General features: G+C 36.9%; 16 protein-coding genes. 10 read left to right on the top strand and 6 right to left on the bottom strand.

Annotation, left to right across the window (positions count from 1 at the left end; all coding sequences use genetic code 11):
• Positions 1-211 precede the first annotated feature (211 nt).
• The 3 genes from traF to RB151_RS08410 all read left to right on the top strand — a co-directional run bounded on the left by traF (position 212) and on the right by RB151_RS08410 (position 5,930).
• Positions 212-1,243, top strand: coding sequence for a conjugal transfer protein TraF (gene traF, locus RB151_RS08420; RefSeq protein WP_048607580.1), 1,032 nt, complete (start codon positions 212-214; stop codon positions 1,241-1,243).
• A 15-nt stretch (positions 1,244-1,258) separates the two neighbouring features.
• Positions 1,259-2,668, top strand: coding sequence for a conjugal transfer protein TraH (locus tag RB151_RS08415; protein ID WP_071547980.1), 1,410 nt, complete (start codon positions 1,259-1,261; stop codon positions 2,666-2,668).
• 88 nt (positions 2,669-2,756) lie between these two features.
• Positions 2,757-5,930: a conjugal transfer protein TraG N-terminal domain-containing protein gene (locus RB151_RS08410; protein ID WP_237071522.1), complete on the top strand. Its 3,174-nt coding sequence runs from the start codon at positions 2,757-2,759 to the stop codon at positions 5,928-5,930.
• Between the two features lie 59 nt (positions 5,931-5,989).
• Here the strand turns inward: RB151_RS08410 and RB151_RS24270 are convergent, their stop codons facing one another.
• Positions 5,990-6,163: a hypothetical protein gene (locus RB151_RS24270; RefSeq protein ID WP_155405756.1), complete on the bottom strand. Its 174-nt coding sequence runs from the start codon at positions 6,161-6,163 to the stop codon at positions 5,990-5,992.
• 239 nt (positions 6,164-6,402) lie between these two features.
• On the opposite strand from RB151_RS24270, the gene traN reads away from it, so the two are divergent.
• Positions 6,403-9,174, top strand: a complete 2,772-nt coding sequence (gene traN, locus RB151_RS08405) for a conjugal transfer mating pair stabilization protein TraN (protein ID WP_053083867.1) — start codon at positions 6,403-6,405, stop codon at positions 9,172-9,174.
• Between the two features lie 33 nt (positions 9,175-9,207).
• Here traN and RB151_RS08400 read toward each other — a convergent pair whose 3' ends face one another.
• Genes RB151_RS08400 through RB151_RS08385 form a run of 4 tightly spaced genes read right to left on the bottom strand, consistent with a single transcriptional unit; the run spans position 9,208 to position 11,696 of the window.
• On the bottom strand, positions 9,208-10,047 hold the full coding sequence (locus RB151_RS08400) for a hypothetical protein (RefSeq protein WP_048609141.1): 840 nt from the start codon (positions 10,045-10,047) through the stop codon (positions 9,208-9,210).
• The gene (locus tag RB151_RS08395) at positions 10,047-10,607 is read right to left on the bottom strand and encodes a FlhC family transcriptional regulator (RefSeq protein WP_023159982.1); all 561 of its coding nucleotides are present in this window, start codon (positions 10,605-10,607) and stop codon (positions 10,047-10,049) included. Before RB151_RS08395 ends, RB151_RS08400 begins: the two co-directional genes overlap by 1 nt.
• Positions 10,604-11,125, bottom strand: coding sequence for a hypothetical protein (locus tag RB151_RS08390; protein WP_158516019.1), 522 nt, complete (start codon positions 11,123-11,125; stop codon positions 10,604-10,606). Before RB151_RS08390 ends, RB151_RS08395 begins: the two co-directional genes overlap by 4 nt.
• Positions 11,126-11,147: 22 nt before the next feature.
• Positions 11,148-11,696 (bottom strand): transglycosylase SLT domain-containing protein, encoded by a 549-nt coding sequence (locus tag RB151_RS08385; protein ID WP_023159981.1) that lies wholly within the window; start codon positions 11,694-11,696, stop codon positions 11,148-11,150.
• A 486-nt stretch (positions 11,697-12,182) separates the two neighbouring features.
• Between RB151_RS08385 and RB151_RS08380 the strand changes: the two genes are divergently transcribed.
• Positions 12,183-12,641 (top strand): hypothetical protein, encoded by a 459-nt coding sequence (locus RB151_RS08380; RefSeq protein WP_048609139.1) that lies wholly within the window; start codon positions 12,183-12,185, stop codon positions 12,639-12,641.
• A gap of 335 nt (positions 12,642-12,976) precedes the next feature.
• On the opposite strand, the gene RB151_RS08375 is transcribed toward RB151_RS08380, so the two are convergent.
• The gene (locus RB151_RS08375; protein WP_071547978.1) at positions 12,977-13,396 is read right to left on the bottom strand and encodes a hypothetical protein; all 420 of its coding nucleotides are present in this window, start codon (positions 13,394-13,396) and stop codon (positions 12,977-12,979) included.
• Positions 13,397-13,719: 323 nt separating this feature from the next.
• On the opposite strand from RB151_RS08375, the gene RB151_RS08370 reads away from it, so the two are divergent.
• From RB151_RS08370 to RB151_RS24265, 5 genes are all read left to right on the top strand, one after another.
• Positions 13,720-14,532: a DUF4942 domain-containing protein gene (locus tag RB151_RS08370; protein WP_048609135.1), complete on the top strand. Its 813-nt coding sequence runs from the start codon at positions 13,720-13,722 to the stop codon at positions 14,530-14,532.
• Between the two features lie 296 nt (positions 14,533-14,828).
• A complete protein-coding gene (gene parM / locus RB151_RS08365; protein ID WP_071547977.1) occupies positions 14,829-15,788 on the top strand; it encodes a plasmid segregation protein ParM domain-containing protein in 960 nt (319 codons plus the stop codon).
• 4 nt (positions 15,789-15,792) lie between these two features.
• A complete protein-coding gene (locus tag RB151_RS08360) occupies positions 15,793-16,173 on the top strand; it encodes a plasmid partitioning/stability family protein (RefSeq protein ID WP_071547976.1) in 381 nt (126 codons plus the stop codon).
• Between the two features lie 10 nt (positions 16,174-16,183).
• Complete coding sequence (locus RB151_RS08355) at positions 16,184-16,675, top strand: hypothetical protein (protein ID WP_071547975.1); 492 nt, start codon at positions 16,184-16,186, stop codon at positions 16,673-16,675.
• A 1,115-nt stretch (positions 16,676-17,790) separates the two neighbouring features.
• Positions 17,791-17,937: a hypothetical protein gene (locus tag RB151_RS24265; RefSeq protein WP_158516018.1), complete on the top strand. Its 147-nt coding sequence runs from the start codon at positions 17,791-17,793 to the stop codon at positions 17,935-17,937.
• Positions 17,938-18,008: the final 71 nt, after the last annotated feature.

The following is an 18,008-nucleotide window of genomic DNA, read 5'->3' as shown; positions in this document are numbered from 1 at the left end:
ACCCCAAATTTGCTTCACTGAAAACAACTATAAAGCCTCCCTCATCGGAGGCTTTTTTTTTGCTTGAAATTTATCACTTTAATACAAGAAAAAATAATTTTTGCAAATATAAAATACAAATATTTTCCATGTAAAAACTGAATAAAAACAGTGTTTTCCTAATGCAAAACATTTTTATTAGGTCGCTGACATCAAACATAAGTGAATTTCAATGAGAAAACATAAATATTTATCTATGGCTGTAATTGTGGCTATTTCAATTTCAGGAACAGGTTATTCTTTGGCAAATCAAGAGCCTAAGAAAGCATACGATGATTCTGAGCAGGTAATTGGTGGAAGTGTACAAGACTTGGAAAAAAAAGATGAAGGGTGGTTTTTCTATAATGAAAAGCAAGTCGCGAAACCAAAGCCAATCATTCCAACTAAACAAAAACCAGATACACCAAAACCTAAGCCACTCGAACCAAAACTAACACCAGCGCCAGCTCCTGCACCAGAGCCGAAATTTACGGTTAAATGGTATCGGGAGAACATTCAGAAGCTACGAGATGATGCAATTGATAATCCGACTAAAGAGAATGTAAGGCGATACTATTACGTGCAACGGATCATGCTTGACAAAGCCAGTCGTTATGCAGATATGGCGAGACTGGTAACTACTACTGATCCGTTCATTGATGAAAACAATCGCCGATCCACATCCTCATTTGCGGCTATGGAGCAAACACGAATAGCTGACGAAAACAGAGGACGTGTCTTGAATAGCATTTCAAGTAAAGCAGGTATCTTTTTCTTTTTTAAAGGAAAGGACTGTCCTTTATGTGAGAAGCAAGCCTTCGTTTTAAAAACATTTAGTCATGAAACCAGCATAAATGTAATTCCTATTTCTGTTGATGGTCTCCCTCTACCTCAAAATGAATTTAACAATATGAAAATTGATACCGGTCAAGCCAAAAAACTTGGAATTACTAATGTACCGGCGATTGCATTAGCCATACCGCCTAAAGATATCAGAATCATTTCGTTTAGCGCTATCAGTAGTGATTCTCTGAAGGAACGCACTGTGTTGATTGCTAAAGATGCAAAACTAATTTCTGAACAAGATTACACAAGCACACTTCCCCTTAATCACAATGGATATATTGACAGCGACATAATCAAAGATATGCCAGACGATATTTTAAATGACCCAATTCTATTTGTTGAATATATCCAAAAACGATCTCAAGTTATAAAACCTTAAAAGGCTAATTTCGTAATGAAAAAGACATTATTAAGTTTGGTTGTTACCGCTCTTTTCGGATTTACTCCTATTAGTCAATCCGCTGATGTAAACGAGCAATTAAATAAGATGTTTGGCTCTATGTCGAACACAACCAGCGGTGGTTCTTATAAGAGTGTTACTCGCGAGGGGTACGTAGGAGGGGGCTTCGTGGTCCGTAATCAGCTACGAACCCTTACACCCGTTAACGTAACGTTACCTAAAGCATCTGGTGGATGCGCCGGTATTGATTTCTTTGCTGGATCATTCAGTTTCATTAACACGGAAGAATTTATTCAATTGCTCCGAAATATCGCGGCTAACTCTGTCGGACTGGCATTTCAGTTGGCTATTAACGCTATGGATGCCGTACTGGGAGGGGAGTTATCAAAACTACAATCCATCATACAAAAGCTGAATGAATACACCGCCAACTCATGTCAATTATCAAAAGGCTTAATGGTAGATATGGCAGGTGCAATTAGCGAAGAAATGAAAACGTCAGTGTCTGCACAGCTTTCATCTAAAGGTATTCAGGATTCATTCAATAGCTATAAATCCGAGGTGTTAGGTAAACAACCGCCAATGATGGCAGCACAAAAAGCCGGTTTAACAAAACCGTGTACTCACTACGGTAATGTAATGTGGTGTTTATTAAGTAAAGGTGGATTTAATAGTGGATTTTTAAATTCTACGGACGAACAAAAGGAATTAGTTATGAGTTTGACTGGTATGGTTATTGTAAAAGAAGCCACACAATCTAATGACAAATCCACTCCTATATTGCACCAAACAATTGCTCCCATTCCTATTGAGGAAGTCTATGAACTATTGATGAAAGGCTCAAAAGAAAAAGAAAATGTTCAAATCTATGGCTGTGGTACATCAAAAGACACCTGCATAGCTCCAGCACCAAAGAAAATTAAGGTTGATGGGCTTCAGACTCAATTCTTAGATATATTTGAAAAATATAACTATCTTCAAAAATATATAAGCAATGAGAAACCTGCTGAAAACATAAAACAAAAAGTATTGTTTTTCAATGTTAATGGGGCTGTCACTAATGGCTACAAATTAATAGATGGTCAAGATACTACTAGAGCAATGCACTATTACAGAAATATATCAGAAATAATTAGTTATGAAGCAGCTTTCGTATATTTAAACGATATGTTAACTGCCGCTGAAAGCAGTGCAGATAGAATTATAGAAAACAATGAGGAACCTATTTTTGCTCATATAAAAAAACAGCGCGAAATGATACGAGATGCAAAAGTAACCCTTCGACAAATACATGATGGTTACATTGTTAAGCATGGTGGTTTAGTCAGAATAAACGAAATATTTAATACATTCATGGTTGGTACGAAACCAATTCACGTTCCAGATGGTGTGAACGCTCAATAATCAATCGGAGTAATCAGTAATGGATTTTCACGTATACACATCATCTGGTGGAGCTTCGGCGCTTTCAATGGTGTTTAACGGGCTTAGTATGCTCAGTAACGATGGTGTCTTGGCAGGATCATTTAAAATCGCTTTTTTGTTATCCATCATCGGATATGTAATAAAATCTGCCGCTGATGGTGGTAGAACCATAGCATTTCAACAAGCTGCCGTATCAGTAGTTCTATTTTTATGCTTCTTTCAAGTTACAACAAGAGTCACGATTGAAGATGTTACAACCGGCGAAGTACGGGCTGTTGATAATGTACCTTTCGGTGTTGGTTTTACAGCATCAATTATCAGCAATACTGGTTATCAGTTTACACGAAAAATGGAACAGGCATTTTCAATGCCAAGCATGACTGAAAACGGTCCCGTTGACCCATTGTATACCCTTGCATCAATGTTTGATGCAATGCGAGATCCGTTAATTTGGTCCAGTGGCGATAGTAAAAGTGCTCACTTAGAGGAAGCTATAAAGGTTTATACAAACCAATGCCTTGCATTTGATATTGCAAGAGGGGCTCAAAGTTTCATGGGAATCATGAATAAGCCATTTGATGATCAACTAGCAACAAGCCCAAACAGAACTATTGCCATTGAAGTAAACGGTAAAGTTGATGATGTGTCCTGTCTTGAGGCAATGAAAAGTATCAGGCTTATGGTTGGCGGGCAAGCTGACTCAATCGGTAAAGGTGTGCTCAGTGTAAGAAATGGGTTTAGTGAAAAATGTAAAACATACGGCTCAAAGAACCAGTGTTCACTTCCATTTGCAAACCAGACCATGACTGAAGCAATGACATTTTTTGGGGCTACAGGGAAAAACCTACGTGATTTTCAAGCGCAGTTATTAATGTACCCGTTCGTTGTTAATATGCCTCAAACCGCTAATGAAAACGCCTATCACTCCTATGCGGCGGTCGCTAAATCACAGTCTCAAATTCAACAATCATTCAAATGGGCGTCTGAAGGTTCGTCATTTCTAATTTGGATTCAATATCTTCAGTCTTTTATACAGGCGGCTGTATACGGTCTGGTGCCATTTGTTGCCTTCGCTTTAGCATTCGGATTAATGGGCGTAGGTTTGAGCCTTAAATACGTTCTGGTGCTTTTGTGGATTCAAACATGGCAACCGTTACTTGCGATCATGAACGCTATTATGTTAACTAAAACACAGTCTGATATCTCAGTGCTGGTTTCTGGTGCTTCTAGTTTCTCCGATTTATACCATTTGTTATTTGTTACACAGAAAAATATCGCCATTGCAGGGCACATGATGGCATCAGTACCGATGTTGGGCGCATTTGTCGTGTTTGGTTCCTCTTATGCTTTCACGGGGTTAACAAAAGGTCTATCAACAACAGGTGCTCCTGATACGTCACCAATGACTCCAGATGCTACTGATTCTCCAGCTTTACACAAGCAATCAGCAGTTACTGAACAATCAGCACATAATGCAGTATCAACGATAACAGGCGGGAATAGCACTGCTCCAAAACTGGACTTATTAAATACGCGACAACAAGCTATACAATCTGCTTCCAGTAGAAATATTACAGCTCAAGAAACCTTAACTTCAGCTATTGATAAAGGTGTTAGTTCTTTGAGTTCTATGGGGATAAATACATCTCATAACTACGGATCTACAATCAATAGTGATACCGGTTTGAGCAATACAGTTAGCAATTCATCCAATAATGGCTCAATGATCACAACTGGTAACACATCCTCTACTATTGATGAGAGCGCAAAAATTACCGCTTTATCCGGTGACGCAAGCGTATCAGGTGGTATGGGCGTAGGTTCACCGGATACTGGTGGAGCTGGTGGCTCTGGTGGTAAAGGCGTTTCTATTGGCGGTAGCGCTGCCGTTAGTGCTCAATCCTCCGATATTCACCGTAATTCTGGAGCTCAAACAACCGGCATAATGACAAATGACTCAGTTGCAACGAATGATGCAACCAGTTTATCCAATAATATTCAATTTGCTGAACACATTGCGGATCAACTTGATAAACATGGTGGTACTCAAGAGTCAGCACAACTAGCACAAAGTATCAGACAAGCCGCCTCGCAAGCAGAAACAGCCCAAGAATCATATAGTGAGACTGTTTCTGCTAATAATTCTGTATCTACAAAACAGTCTTATACCGCAGGTCAGGTAGCAAATTTAGCAAATGAAAACAGTAATGTTGTAGACAAAATCAATAATGAAAATCTAAGTAATGATGAATTCCAGAACAGAAAAAAAGAATATCAACAGCAGCTTAGTTCCATTATGGGAGCATCGGACGCAGAAAGCGCGGCGACAATTTATGCAGCAAACGATACTGGCGGTTTAGTTAACCACTTTGGAGAATTGTTCGGTCCTGCTACAAACCCTACTGGTGCTATGAATGGCGAAGAAAGTAGAAACATGAATGTTGCACAAAATACTGCATCGGAAGTTCAAGGCAATATTTCCAGCACTCAGGGGGCTGTTAATACCAAATTCGGTAATACTACAGCTCAAGCCCAACAGTTCTTAAACAGCCAACAGACTAATGTAGAAGATGTTTCAGCTAAAAATAGTGCAGGACTAGGAATGTCTGAGCATTATTCAGAATCTAAGATGGCTAGAGAACAATTACATGGAAGTTCTGTATCAGAAAATAGCTCTCGAATGATTTCAAATGATGGCACAAGTGTTGCTGCAAGCATGAATGCATTGAACAATTCAGTTAGTAACGTGGGTGCAGATCAAAACAACATAGAATCAGATACAACGGCAAATTTAAATTCTATGAAGCCAGTAAACACAGTGGCTATGCCGTATGAACAGTCCAACAATATTACAGACGGACTAGCACAATACGCAGCTATTGCTAAAAATTCCACTTCTATTAATCAAATAAATGAAGCAGCAACAAATTTCGCAAATACATATTATGAAAATGGCGGTAATGCCAGCCGTGACCAACTTTACAGCGCACTTAATAATGTGCAAATTGAAGCAAGAACGGGTTCTGGGAATACTCAATTAAACATAACCAACAACACGTTAGCAGGTGGTAATGGCAATCAAATTCCACAAAGAAGTCGTAGGGACATAATTATCGGTACAGATCTATCACCTAGTTCTATACCAGAGAAACCTGAAAAATCAGAAGGTTCAGGTGAAGATAAAGCAATTATTACAAAAGGTAACCCAATGCCAAGAGTAGAACAAATTAAACCGCGATAACGGACATAAAAAAAGGCAAAAACATTGTGTTTTTGCCTTATCTTTATGATCTGCGTTACTCAAATTGGCATTAAAAAAAACGCCAGAAAAACGACAATAGCAATACCTAATCCATAATCTTCTAAAAAACTACCGAAACCAGAGCCGCTTTCACGCTTCCTAACATAAGCAGAGCCATATAAATCAATATCGTGTTGACGCTGTTCTGCGGCTTGTTGTTCTGCTTTTTGCATTCTCTCCGCATGACACTTACACGAACGGGTGAAGTGATAATAACGCGGTCGTCTGTATATGAAACCGTGATTAAAAGACATATCGCCCCCCTCAACTGATTAATTTATATACGATTAAATCATACCTTATTTCATAAAAAATTACATGCTAAATAGAACCCTTTTCTAAGTATTTATCCTGAAAAATAGAAATGTAAGGTGTTTATCATGTAATGATCCGAAAACCATGAGGAAAGAAAATGATTCAAAATTTTAGGAGAAGAAATTTTTCTTCGGTGGTGACTCATTTATCACTAATAGCCTATATCTCAGTGATGATAACACCCGTTAACTCATTTGCTGAAGTTCCGTCCACACCTCCAGAAAACACAGGTAAATATCAGACAGATAAAAATAATTTGGAGGGAGTTACTGCTGGTCATGACACAGCTAAAGAGGCTTTAAATTTTTATAAAACATTACCAAGCCTAAATGTAGACTCGAAAGGTACTTCACAATTTGGTAAAGGTGAATCAGTCAATTTTAACAGTATTTATTATAAAGACAGCCTTGCTATGGGAGTAGATGATGTATCAAACGTCTATGGCAATGATAGCAAAACAAATGAAATTGGGTTTCATGAATCAAAAAAACTTAAAACAGAACAAAGCCCCAAGGGAGAGGCATACCGAACTTTAGTAGGGGCATCCCGTCATTCCTCAATTGACATTAACAAAGATGATGATGTTTTTAATGTTCATAACGATTTTCTCTCAAATGAAAAAAAATATTCCGATGCTATTTCAAAATGCGAAACAAAACAGGTATTTGAGGATTATGTAGATAAAAAGCACATACCTGATTATAAGGAATGCACAAAAACAGTCGATGTGACAGGTGGTTACATAGTTAATCATCCATATTTAGCAGGTTTGGTATCTCATAATTCAGGTCCTGCAAATATTAAAACCTGTGGGGAGACATGTGTTGATATCTGGTTAGGAAAAGTAGGTGATGACTACTGGAAAGGTAACTGCCGAATATTTGAAGATTATATGTCTGTGAATGTTATTAACCCAACCGCTGTTATTAGCGCAAAAATAACCCGCGCTAAATGGGATGATTACATGCAAATCTATGCTGGTACAAGCACTGATCTTGAACAGGTATGGGGTGGACCACACGGAAAAGATGTTTTTCCACCTGAAACTCCTGGTCGTTGCGAACTTTCTACAAGTTGGGACCAGCAATTAGATGTTGATGTGACTGAAAAATTTAGTAAGGTCCAACCGTATGATGAAGTGTTTTTTAAAAACAGAGTTTCTGTAACTGGTGCAGGTGAAGGCTTTGCACAATTACGCATTCAATTTGATAAAAAAAAGGCACTTACTAACGATGTATGGAGTTCGCCACAGCAAGGTGAATTTAACAAGGCAGTCAAAGCCATTAAAGAAGGATTTTGTCAGGATTACACTGTTGTTTGTCATGACACAATAATCCCCGATAAAGACGGTTGTGCTGTCATAGATGGTGTCAAACTCTGTAAAGAGGACTTCGTGCCACCGCCGTTAGATAAAATATCTCCATTCTGTAAGCGAGCAGAAGTGATCACGCATTGCGGTAAAGAGCATGGAGTTAACAACACATGTAAAAAATACGAGAAGCAAGGTTGTTCATTTATAAAGTCTCAATGTTTAACGGGAAAAGAAGGTGATATTGCTGGTTGCTGGCAATCTAGTGAAACATGGGATTGTGGAAAAGATGTTACCTTTAATAATGGCGCAGTCCATGAAAAGCTAATTTGTGACGGCGCGGTACAATGTCTAAATGGATCATGTTTACGTCCTTCATCTCAAGAGAATGGTGATTTTGCAACAGCGGCTGCTATGTTGAATGCGGCATCTTTTGCATTGGCAGATACTAATTGTGCTGATGCAGAAGAAGCAAACAACGGTGAATCTTCTTTGAATAAAGAGCAATGTGTCATTTTCAAAGGTGAAGCTCTGACATGCCGAACGGCAATGGGAGGATGGGTAGATTGTTGTGATCAACCGGTCGGTGTGAGCTGGATAGAATACGTACAGCTTTCAATGATGACTATGAGAGCGGCAGATGCTTTAGCGATAGAAGCAGGGTTGTTTGATGGTGGTGTAGGCTTATTTGATATGGCAAGCACAGCAGCTATGGATGCGGTGGAAGCTATTACAAAACCTGCTATTTCCGCTTTTAACTCTTTTGTCGGAAATGCCGGTGCTGAAGTAGCTCAAGGAGTCGCTGAAAAAGGCGTTGTCTCGATGACAACAGCAGCGCTTAACAACCTAACAACCAAAGTTGCCGAATGGACTGCAAACACCTTCGGTGAGGCTGTTACAAACGCTATTTTCCAATCCGCAGCTACTGAAGGCGGAAAAACCGCAACTCAATCATTAGCAGAAAACGGAGGGGCTAGCTCCGGTGCTTCAGTAGTGCAACTTTCATCAACGATCACAACAGCCATGTCAGTTGTCGGATATGCATACTTGGCATACCAAATGGCAAACCTATTGGTGAATATTATATGGGCTTGTACCGATGAAGAATTCAAACTGGCAATCAAAAAAGAAACTAAGTTAGCGACAAAGGTAGACAGTTGGTGTTCTAAGAAGGTTCTTGGCGCATGTATCGAAAAGAAAAGTAGCTACTGTGCGTATAACTCTCAGGTAGCCAGAATAATCACTGAGCACGTTAGAGGAACAATAGGATACGGTGATACAAAAAATCCGAATTGTGAAGGAATTACATTAGCAGATATGGATAAAGTAGACTTCACCAAAATAGACTTTTCTGAATGGACCGCAACTCTTAAAGAAGCCGACATGCTTCCTGATTTCAAAGAATTTGACCTCGATAAATATACGGGTTCTGGAAGTACACTCAATGCTGATGGAAAGCGAGTAAACTCTGTCGAGCGATTTACCAGAGGGGTTGAAGGTACAGATTTAGATGAAGTTAGACAAAGAGCGAAAACAAGGTTAAGTGTTAAAGATGAATAGATAAATAAATCCCGCTAATAAGCGGGATTTTTTTTATCTAAATTTATATACCTGACCATTCCGTATTATTTTTGGCTCACTTTTCAAATTGCTCGGCAAAAACAGTACGGTTTCAGGACCTAACTCAACACTAATTTTCTTGAATTCTTCCTCATACTTACCAGTGTCGTGTAAATAATGAACACACTCATGATCCGTATAATTATATGAATACTTCAGATTAGTGAATGGTGCTTGATGCACATTTACATATAGATTCTGCTCGGAAATAGTTCTATTTTCTGTAACAGATACAAATTTAGCAGCGTTACATGCTAAAACATTTCCAGCCACTTCAGCTTTAATTGCATTTGATAAGTATTTATCAAAGACAGAGTTAATACGCTTCGTTTTCAAAAGCTGGTCACTGAAACTCAGCGGTGTAGACCCCCATTCGGTTACTAGTAAACGACCTTCCATCATAGGTGCTCGTTCTTCAGGTGTGCTTGTATCAAAAGCTAAAAGCCCAAAAACAGGGTTTACTGTTGCAGCAAGGGTAAGATCCACTACATTTACTGCATTCTTGCTTTGTAAGGTGATTTCTCTTAACTGATCCATCCCTTTTGTATCGTTTACAACAATAGGTTCCTTAATCTTTTTTAATGAATTTCCTTTCTGACTTGGTACTAACACAGCAAAGATCGTGTAATTATCCGCATCATCATCCAGATTATTCAACCCTATTGATTTAGCAATTTTGAGAGCCTCACTTCCATTTTCAACCACTGGTTTTGAAGCCTCATTATTATATATCCAATTACTATTTTCATTATTAGCACAGCCGGATAACACTAATGAAAATAGAATCCCTGTAATCATTTTACAACTTTTCATTATTCACCCTTATTATTAATAAATTCATTTTCTTTAGATTCAGAGCAATATGGACATTTCATATTGCAGGAATCCTCTGATTCGTGTGTAAGATAGATATATTTCTGCCGACACTCAAAACAGCCAGTTAAACCAATTATTCCATTTCGGTAATTGGTTGCGATTTGCCATGCCAAGTTCGGATCAATTATGTGTTTCTTTAATGGATCATCAAAGAAGCCACAATGAACATTAAATAAATGGCGGTATGCTTTATAAGCACCAACCAATTCTTCTATTTGCAATCTATTTTCTGGATCTTGTGCAGTCATTAAATATACATGTAAAAAATCAGTAGCAGATCGTTTATCATGTTGATTAGCTAATATAGTGCTAATTTTTCTTAGTCGTCCTAACGTAAAATCATTATCCTCATTATCAATTCCTGAATCATTTCGTAAACATCCATACATACGTGGAGATATTGCTGGAATCTCAGACAATATTACATTCTTTCTAAATCCAAGTTTTATCATATCAATTGCTAATTGATAATCTTCTGGCGCAATAGTTAATTTCATTTAAACACCTTTCCACATAAGCGCGCTCTAGATTTAAGATAGAATAATACATCATCATATTTTTTATGATAACCATCATTATCGACTAACCTAGTTGATATAATCGAAGGTCTGTAAATTGGAGAAATATATATTTGTTTTGAATACAAAGAAAACAGTATTTCTTTAAAAGAAAACTTATTAATTGTATTGTATGACTGACAATCATTAAACCAAAAGAAATGATTAGTATCTGTGCCAGACATGCTGTTAATAATTGCTGATTCAATTAGCATTGTTAAACGCAAAAATGAAACATCCAACAGTGATTTTTTAAAGTTCGGGTCTTTCTTAGTATATAAAGACTGAGAATCCTCTTTATAGCTCAATATATATGCTGGCACTTTCAATCCACTGAAAAAATCTCTCATAATGGAAAAATCTTCAACAAAACAGGTTTTGTCAGAATTGACGACCACAAATGGATTATTATCAACTCTTTCAGAATTACTTAATAAACTGAAAAGTACATCAGTCATTTCAGTGTTGTAGCAATTTATTTTATTGTTCATTTTCTTTCAATCTTTTCCATATGAGCAGAACTGATTCACCATATTCTTTAGCTTTGTTCTTTAACGCTGGATTTGGTGTGTGATAATTACCGATGGCTTGCGCTATATCATTTGGAGATAGTTCAATCGCTCGACACAAGACCTTCGCTGATACCTCAATGTTCTTATCTACATCTAATAACTCAGCAGGGTCAGAAACATAATTACTACCGTTCCAACGCCAATTAATTTGTGTAATACCGATATCAGTCAATGCTGAAACGCTTACATATTCCCGCACTTTTCGGACAGCATCATCTCGGTTCACCGGATAATAAGAGCCCATAATTGGGTTATTTAAAGCATAGCGATGGGGTGCAACAAAAGATTTATCGCCTGTTCTATGGGAGCTCTCTTTAAGAGCAATAGCATAGAGTAAAAGCGGATCGAGGTTACATTGTTTAGCGTGCTTTTCCCACGAGGTATTAGTTAAATCTACAACAGCAGCCTCGCAAATCGCAGCATTAAAAATGCTTAAAAACAGAAGAAAGCGTTTCATCCTCCCCTCACTTATTCTGAGCATATACGTATATATCAGTATAAATTATAGTAAGACATGCATTAGTCGTCAACACACTAACTACGACTAATGCAATTTATTATACATTTATTTACAGTATGCGTAAACAGAGAGAGAATGAAATTTCACACATATTCAATACGTTAAATAACCAAAATAATTATTGGCATGATACTTATAATCCAAAGAAATTAATAACATTCACATTTAGTCGAAAATAGGTGTTTTATGGCTTATGAAAGACAATTCTTTCTTCTGCACCAAAATTGTTATCGGCACATTTTCAAAAAACATTAAGTCACCAAAGGGGTTTTGGTGACTTAATGTATCTCAGATATTAAGTCACCAAAACGGTAGTTACGACTTAATGTAATCGGGCTAATAAGTCACCAATAGGGTAGTTACGGTATAATTAGTTTATGTTAAAATAACTTTTTCTGAACCTTTTCTGGAGTGCTGAAATTCATGTCAGTATCATATGAAGATGCGTTATTGCTAAAGCTGGAAGCAATCCTTGCTGACTGTGAGGAAGCAATAACTGTATGCGCTGATAATGCGGTAAATCTGATCCAACAGTTTATGCAAGAAATAAATAACAAAGAGTTATTTTCCCCATACCTGCCAGTAATTCATAACGACAGGGGCTCAGTACGGATTCGATGGGGAATGGTTGTGATGAACAAGGCAACTAAAAAAGTTGGCTCTATGCGCAATGCTCCAACCACAGGTAATGGCGATTTTGACATACGCTATTTTTCAATTCGGTCTGATGAAGTGCGCCAGCTTATTCAAAAATACGAGGATAAGTTTAAAATTATCAGGGCTGACATTAAGCAAACCAAAAATATTACTAAGTCATTGAAAATGAGAATTACACATTTGAAAAAGGGCACAAGAAAAACGGCTATCGGTGTTACTAGCTGAATTTTATGTTTTTTTTGGTTTACTGTGAGCCGTAGGCGATCTTTTAGGGGGTACTGTGAGCCGTAGGCGATCCTTTCCCTGTCTTTAAAAACAGCGTAGGGGCGATTTTGAGAGGATTTCCACATATCATCGTGGGTGAGCACTGGCATACAGGCTAGAGTGGCTCAGAATCGCTTAGACGAAGCATATATGATATTAAAAGCCACTACTTGCATCCATTCACTTTTTTCAGCCATTTTGTGCAGTATTTTACGAATAAGTAGAGGCTTTCCCTTTGGTGAAGATAGCCAGACACAATAAGCTCTGACTATTTTTCTGTAATTTAATATTGAAACTTAATTAATTAATCTTTTCCATATATCCATACTTGAATCTGCTGATATTTTAATTACATCCCAATTAATACCATAATTACAATCATGGTTATTTTTAAGTGACTCCAAAACATCTAAACAAAATTCCTTTTTATCATCATCATTTAAATTAAAATAGAAAACATCAAGATCAGTTTTATTAAATTCATCTAATTCTGTTTCACTATCCCAACCGGAAACAATACTTGTATGAATATCTTCAGCACACCACGTTACTGAGAAAAAGTCTTTCTCAGTAACAGTATATTCCTCAACGCCTATATTCGACTTACTTATTATTTTACGCGCTTCCTTTTCTGACTTTGCCTGTACATCAAATGAAGCCAGCACATAGTTATTGTTATTAAGGTTAACTTTATACGATACATTATAGGTATTCATGACTCATCCTCGTTTAATTATTATTAGCTGTGTAATTAATTAGATTTGTGAATTAATACTATATTCGTATAAAGCTGAAAGCAATATATTTGTAAAAATGATAAATACAATACCATTACTTATTTAAATACAACAATTCATTATATAATTGATTACCAAATTAACAGGATTAAATTAAACCATAATAATTCATTTTTAATTAAACAATGAAGTTTCCATTTTGACAAATATATATATTTATTGGTATTTGCTTGATATGGTATTACTTCTATTTTTTTCTCGCATAACGTATTTCATATAAAAAATTTAATTGGATTTTATTAATGAACCTTAATACCAATACTAATATCATCGAATCAATTGAGATAGACAGAGTAATTGCGATCCGAGAACATGCTATTAGCCTATATAAAGAATCACTCTCTAAAGCAGCAGAGGCAATCGAAATAATAAAAACAATCCCCAATACCAATAATCATTTTCCTCACCAATGCATAGAGGACGATTTAATTGATTTACAATATCCTAGAAATACTAATGATGATGATGACAGAACACGGTTTGAACTTTGGTTAGACAGAAAGATATGGCAAATGTTTATTGATAAATCTGGTATCAAAACAATCATGAGCAATAAACAAATAGAGAAATTACAATACGATCTTTACAATATGAAATCTCCGGTGTTTAACCTCGAAAATGCATCATGCACTTTTACAAGTTTAAGTGTTAATCGCGCTGATTCATTCAAGAATGGATTAATGGATGTATTGCAATCAGTTTCATGGGATTACAAAAGCAACAATCCCCGCTGTCTTGGAAAAAAAATAATAATAGATAATGCCATTACAGTAGGTAAGTATTCAACAAGGTTTAATAAGACTGATACAGTTAATGACTTAGTTAGAATATTTTGCCTTCTTGAACAAAAACCTATTCACGAATTTCAAAATAGTGTTGGGCTATATATATCTGATAATGTGCAAACTAATAATAAAAATTTTGAAACTGAATTTTTCTTCGTTAAGTGGTACAAAAAAGGCACAATGCATCTATTATTTAAAAGTGAAAGTTTGATAAACAATACTAATGATTTGATCGCAAAACTTTTCCCCTCAGCATTGCCGCCTTTGTGAAACACATTCACAGTCAAGGTATCGAGGTATATCTACACACATCAGATATACCTCAATTAATCCTCACACAGTAACACCACACAGTACAAGCCTCATATAAACCTCAGTTACGCATCACACCAACATCTAAATGATATATTTTCATTTTCATTATGATTTTTACACCCTGATATTTCTCAAATTAATCTCACATCAACCTCTTGCGACACTCAAGTTCCACTGTTAAAATTACAAACATACTCAATATCGCATCAAATAAATCTCAGATGCATCACATTAACAATTAGAGGCTTCAAATGCGTATTTATATAGATGATGGTTCTACTAACATAAAAATGCTGTGGGAACAGGATCAGGAAGGTGAAGTAATTAAAATTAGTCCTAACAGCTTCAAACGCGGTTGGGGTACGGCTTTTGGTACTGGCAAACCATTCAACTATACCGTTGATAACGAGAAGTATTCATTCGATATTATTGATCCTGACAATTTGCCAACTAACAACGTAGCTTGGCAGTATAGCCCTCTAAACGCAGTTGCAGTGCAACATGCACTTCAGATTAGCGGTTTACCTCCCCAAGAGGTTGAAATCGTTGTCACTCTACCATTGGCAGAATTTTACGATCAGGATGCGCAATATCGAATGGATAACATCCAACGCAAAAAAGATAACTTAATGCGCGAAGTTCAAGTAAGCCGAAATGAACCTTTCAAAATCAAAAAAGTAACCGTTCGTCCTGAGTCAATTCCTGCGGGTATATCTTTGTGTGATGAATTAAGACCCAATCATTCTGTACTGATTATTGATATTGGAGGCACCACAACTGATATCTCAATGGTTTCTGGTCAAATGACGTCTGTATCACGCATTTTTGGTGATCCTACGCTTGGCGTATCATTGGTGACTAACGAAGTCAAAAGAGCTTTGGCGAACGCTTCAACAGAAACATCCAGCTATAACGCAGATCAACTCATTATTAACCGGCACGATGAAAACTATCTGTTAGATAACATCAACAGCGTTGATGATATTCAGATGGTGAAAGATGCCATGAACAGCAGTATTGAACGACTAAATACCCGTGTGCTCGATGCGGTCAGCACCTTTAAGGGCTATACACATGTCATGGTTATTGGTGGTGGAGCTGCGCTTTCCGCTGATGCAATCAGAAAGAAAATAGCAATCCAACCAGAACGTTTCTACGTGGCTGAAGAACCTCAGTTTGCTTTGGTTCGGGGTCTGAAATTATTAGGATAACGTTATGAAACAAGAGCGTAAAAAGATAATTTTGTATCTTCGTCCCGAACTCAGCGAGGCTGATAAATTCGCAATTAAAAAGATTGAAGAATCGCCGGTTCAAACTGAAGCAGTACGTACAGCGTTACTGGCAGGGATCGCATTAGGGGAAATTGATGATAGATTGCCTTCTTTGCTGGCTTCAATTCTATCAGACAGGACAAAGGCTGATACCTTCAAAGTAATGTTAGATTCCTTTCTAACTGTTGATAGTGACGGCACTCATGCTCACAATAAAGTAAATTTGAGTCAGGCAAAACGGGCGTTACTGACTGATAAAGTAAAAATAGAGAAGGAGCCCCCAAGTCAGGCAGCAAAGAATTTGAAAGGTTCATTACCAGATTGAAGGGTGGTGTATGTCCGAACAAGAGTATGGTGAAACTTTAAAGTTCTTCGCCGATTGGCAGAAAATCGAAAAAAAACGTTCCTGTCTTAACTTTCAAAAGGTAGTTTCCAGATCTGGCGTTCCTACCATTAACATCGAGATAGCACCTCTTGAAAAGGATGGAACTGCAAGATGGGAGCAAAAACAGACTATTCAGTTATCCTTAAAAGAACTGACTCAGCTCTCTGCATTAGTGCTTCTATCAAAGAAGTATATTGATAATTTTGAAGCTCGATATCATGGGGATAGTAGGAACAAAGGGTTGTCTGTTTTTGATAATGGTAAGTCAGGAATGATTTTCTTGATCTCTGAAGCAGGACAGACGCTAGAACACGGTATAGATCAATACCAACGTTTGGAACTTGCTGTGTTCATCGTACAGCAGCTATCCGCAGCGTTAAAAATAAGTTATGCATGTACTGTTGTAACGCTAAAAAGTCTGTATTTGATCGACACTCATTAACTGAGAAGCCTAAACATTTGTTTGGGCTTTTTTTTTCAATCATAAATGAATTTACATTTTTAGCTCTGAACAGCGAGAGACATGAAAACTTGTTTTCGTGTCGGTGTCGCTGTTGAACAAACGAGCAAAGCGAGTGCGTTAGAAAGCATAAGAAAATTGTCCACAGTGAAGCACATCTTAGCATATTAAGATCTTTTCTTTCTTTTTAGATCTTAAAAAATTAAAACCTTAGATATGGGGATATATTCATAATAATCATTTAGTTACGATATTAAAGGTCGTCACTGATGCAGTGAAAGGTCGTCGCTGATGCAGTAAAAGGTCGCCGTTGATGCAGTGAAAGGTCGCCGTTGATGCAGTGAAAGGTCGCCGTTGATGCAGTGAAAGGTCGTCACTTGTAAAGTATATGCGGTTAATTATTAACCAAGGCTCGTTATTTAATCAAAAAATCATATCCTATTAATTAATATTAGTTTATTTTCTAATTTTGTTGTGGATAAGTACGATTTTCTTAAATGTTTTGTAATATTCCACTACCGAAAAAGTATATTTTTGATTTGCTGCAAAAGGTCGCCGTTGATGCAGTTAATCAATAAAAAGGTATTTTTCTGCTGGTGGCTAAAGGTCGCCGCTGATGCAGTATAAATATATACTTTTATCATAATTTAATTCATATATATCAACATGTTATACAAAAGGTCGCCGTTGGTGCAGTATAGTCATAAAAAAAGGTACTTTTCTATTAAAGGCTAAAGGTCGCCACTTGTGCAGTATATAACGGTGTAAATGCTTAAAATAAATCCTTATATATCATATTGTTACACTAAAGGTCGCCGTTGATGCAGTACGGTCATAAAAAAAGGTATTTTTCTGCTGGTGGCTAAAGGTCGTCGCTAATGCAGTATAGAATGGTGTAAGCATGTATATATAATCCTTATATATCAATCGGTTATGCTAAAGGTCGTCATTGGTGCAGTATGATCATAAAAAAAAGTTACTTTTCTGTTTAAGGTAAAAGGTCGTCGTTGATGCAGTATAGAGTAGTATGGTGGACTTCATTAACTTACTGTTTATCAGTGTGTTAACGAAAGGTCGTGACATATGCAGTTTGTCATATGGAAATTTCGTTAACTGACTTGGCAATAAGCCGTCATGGAAGTATTGCTAATGTGAGAGGTAACATACTTTATGTATTTATTATCACAACGTTAAGGCTATTTTCGTCTGGTGTTCAATACTCCACCAGCTACGTATTACTTTAAAGGTCACTTTGCTTTTAGACAAAACAACCTTTAGAATATATACCTATCATGTTGGAATTGAGTCTTTTGTG

The sequence above is a fragment of the Providencia rettgeri genome, assembly GCF_001874625.1.
GTDB classification, from domain to species: Bacteria; Pseudomonadota; Gammaproteobacteria; order Enterobacterales; family Enterobacteriaceae; genus Providencia; species Providencia huashanensis.
The sequence above is the reverse complement of the archived record's forward strand: the minus strand, read 5'-3'. Positions and strand labels throughout refer to the sequence as shown.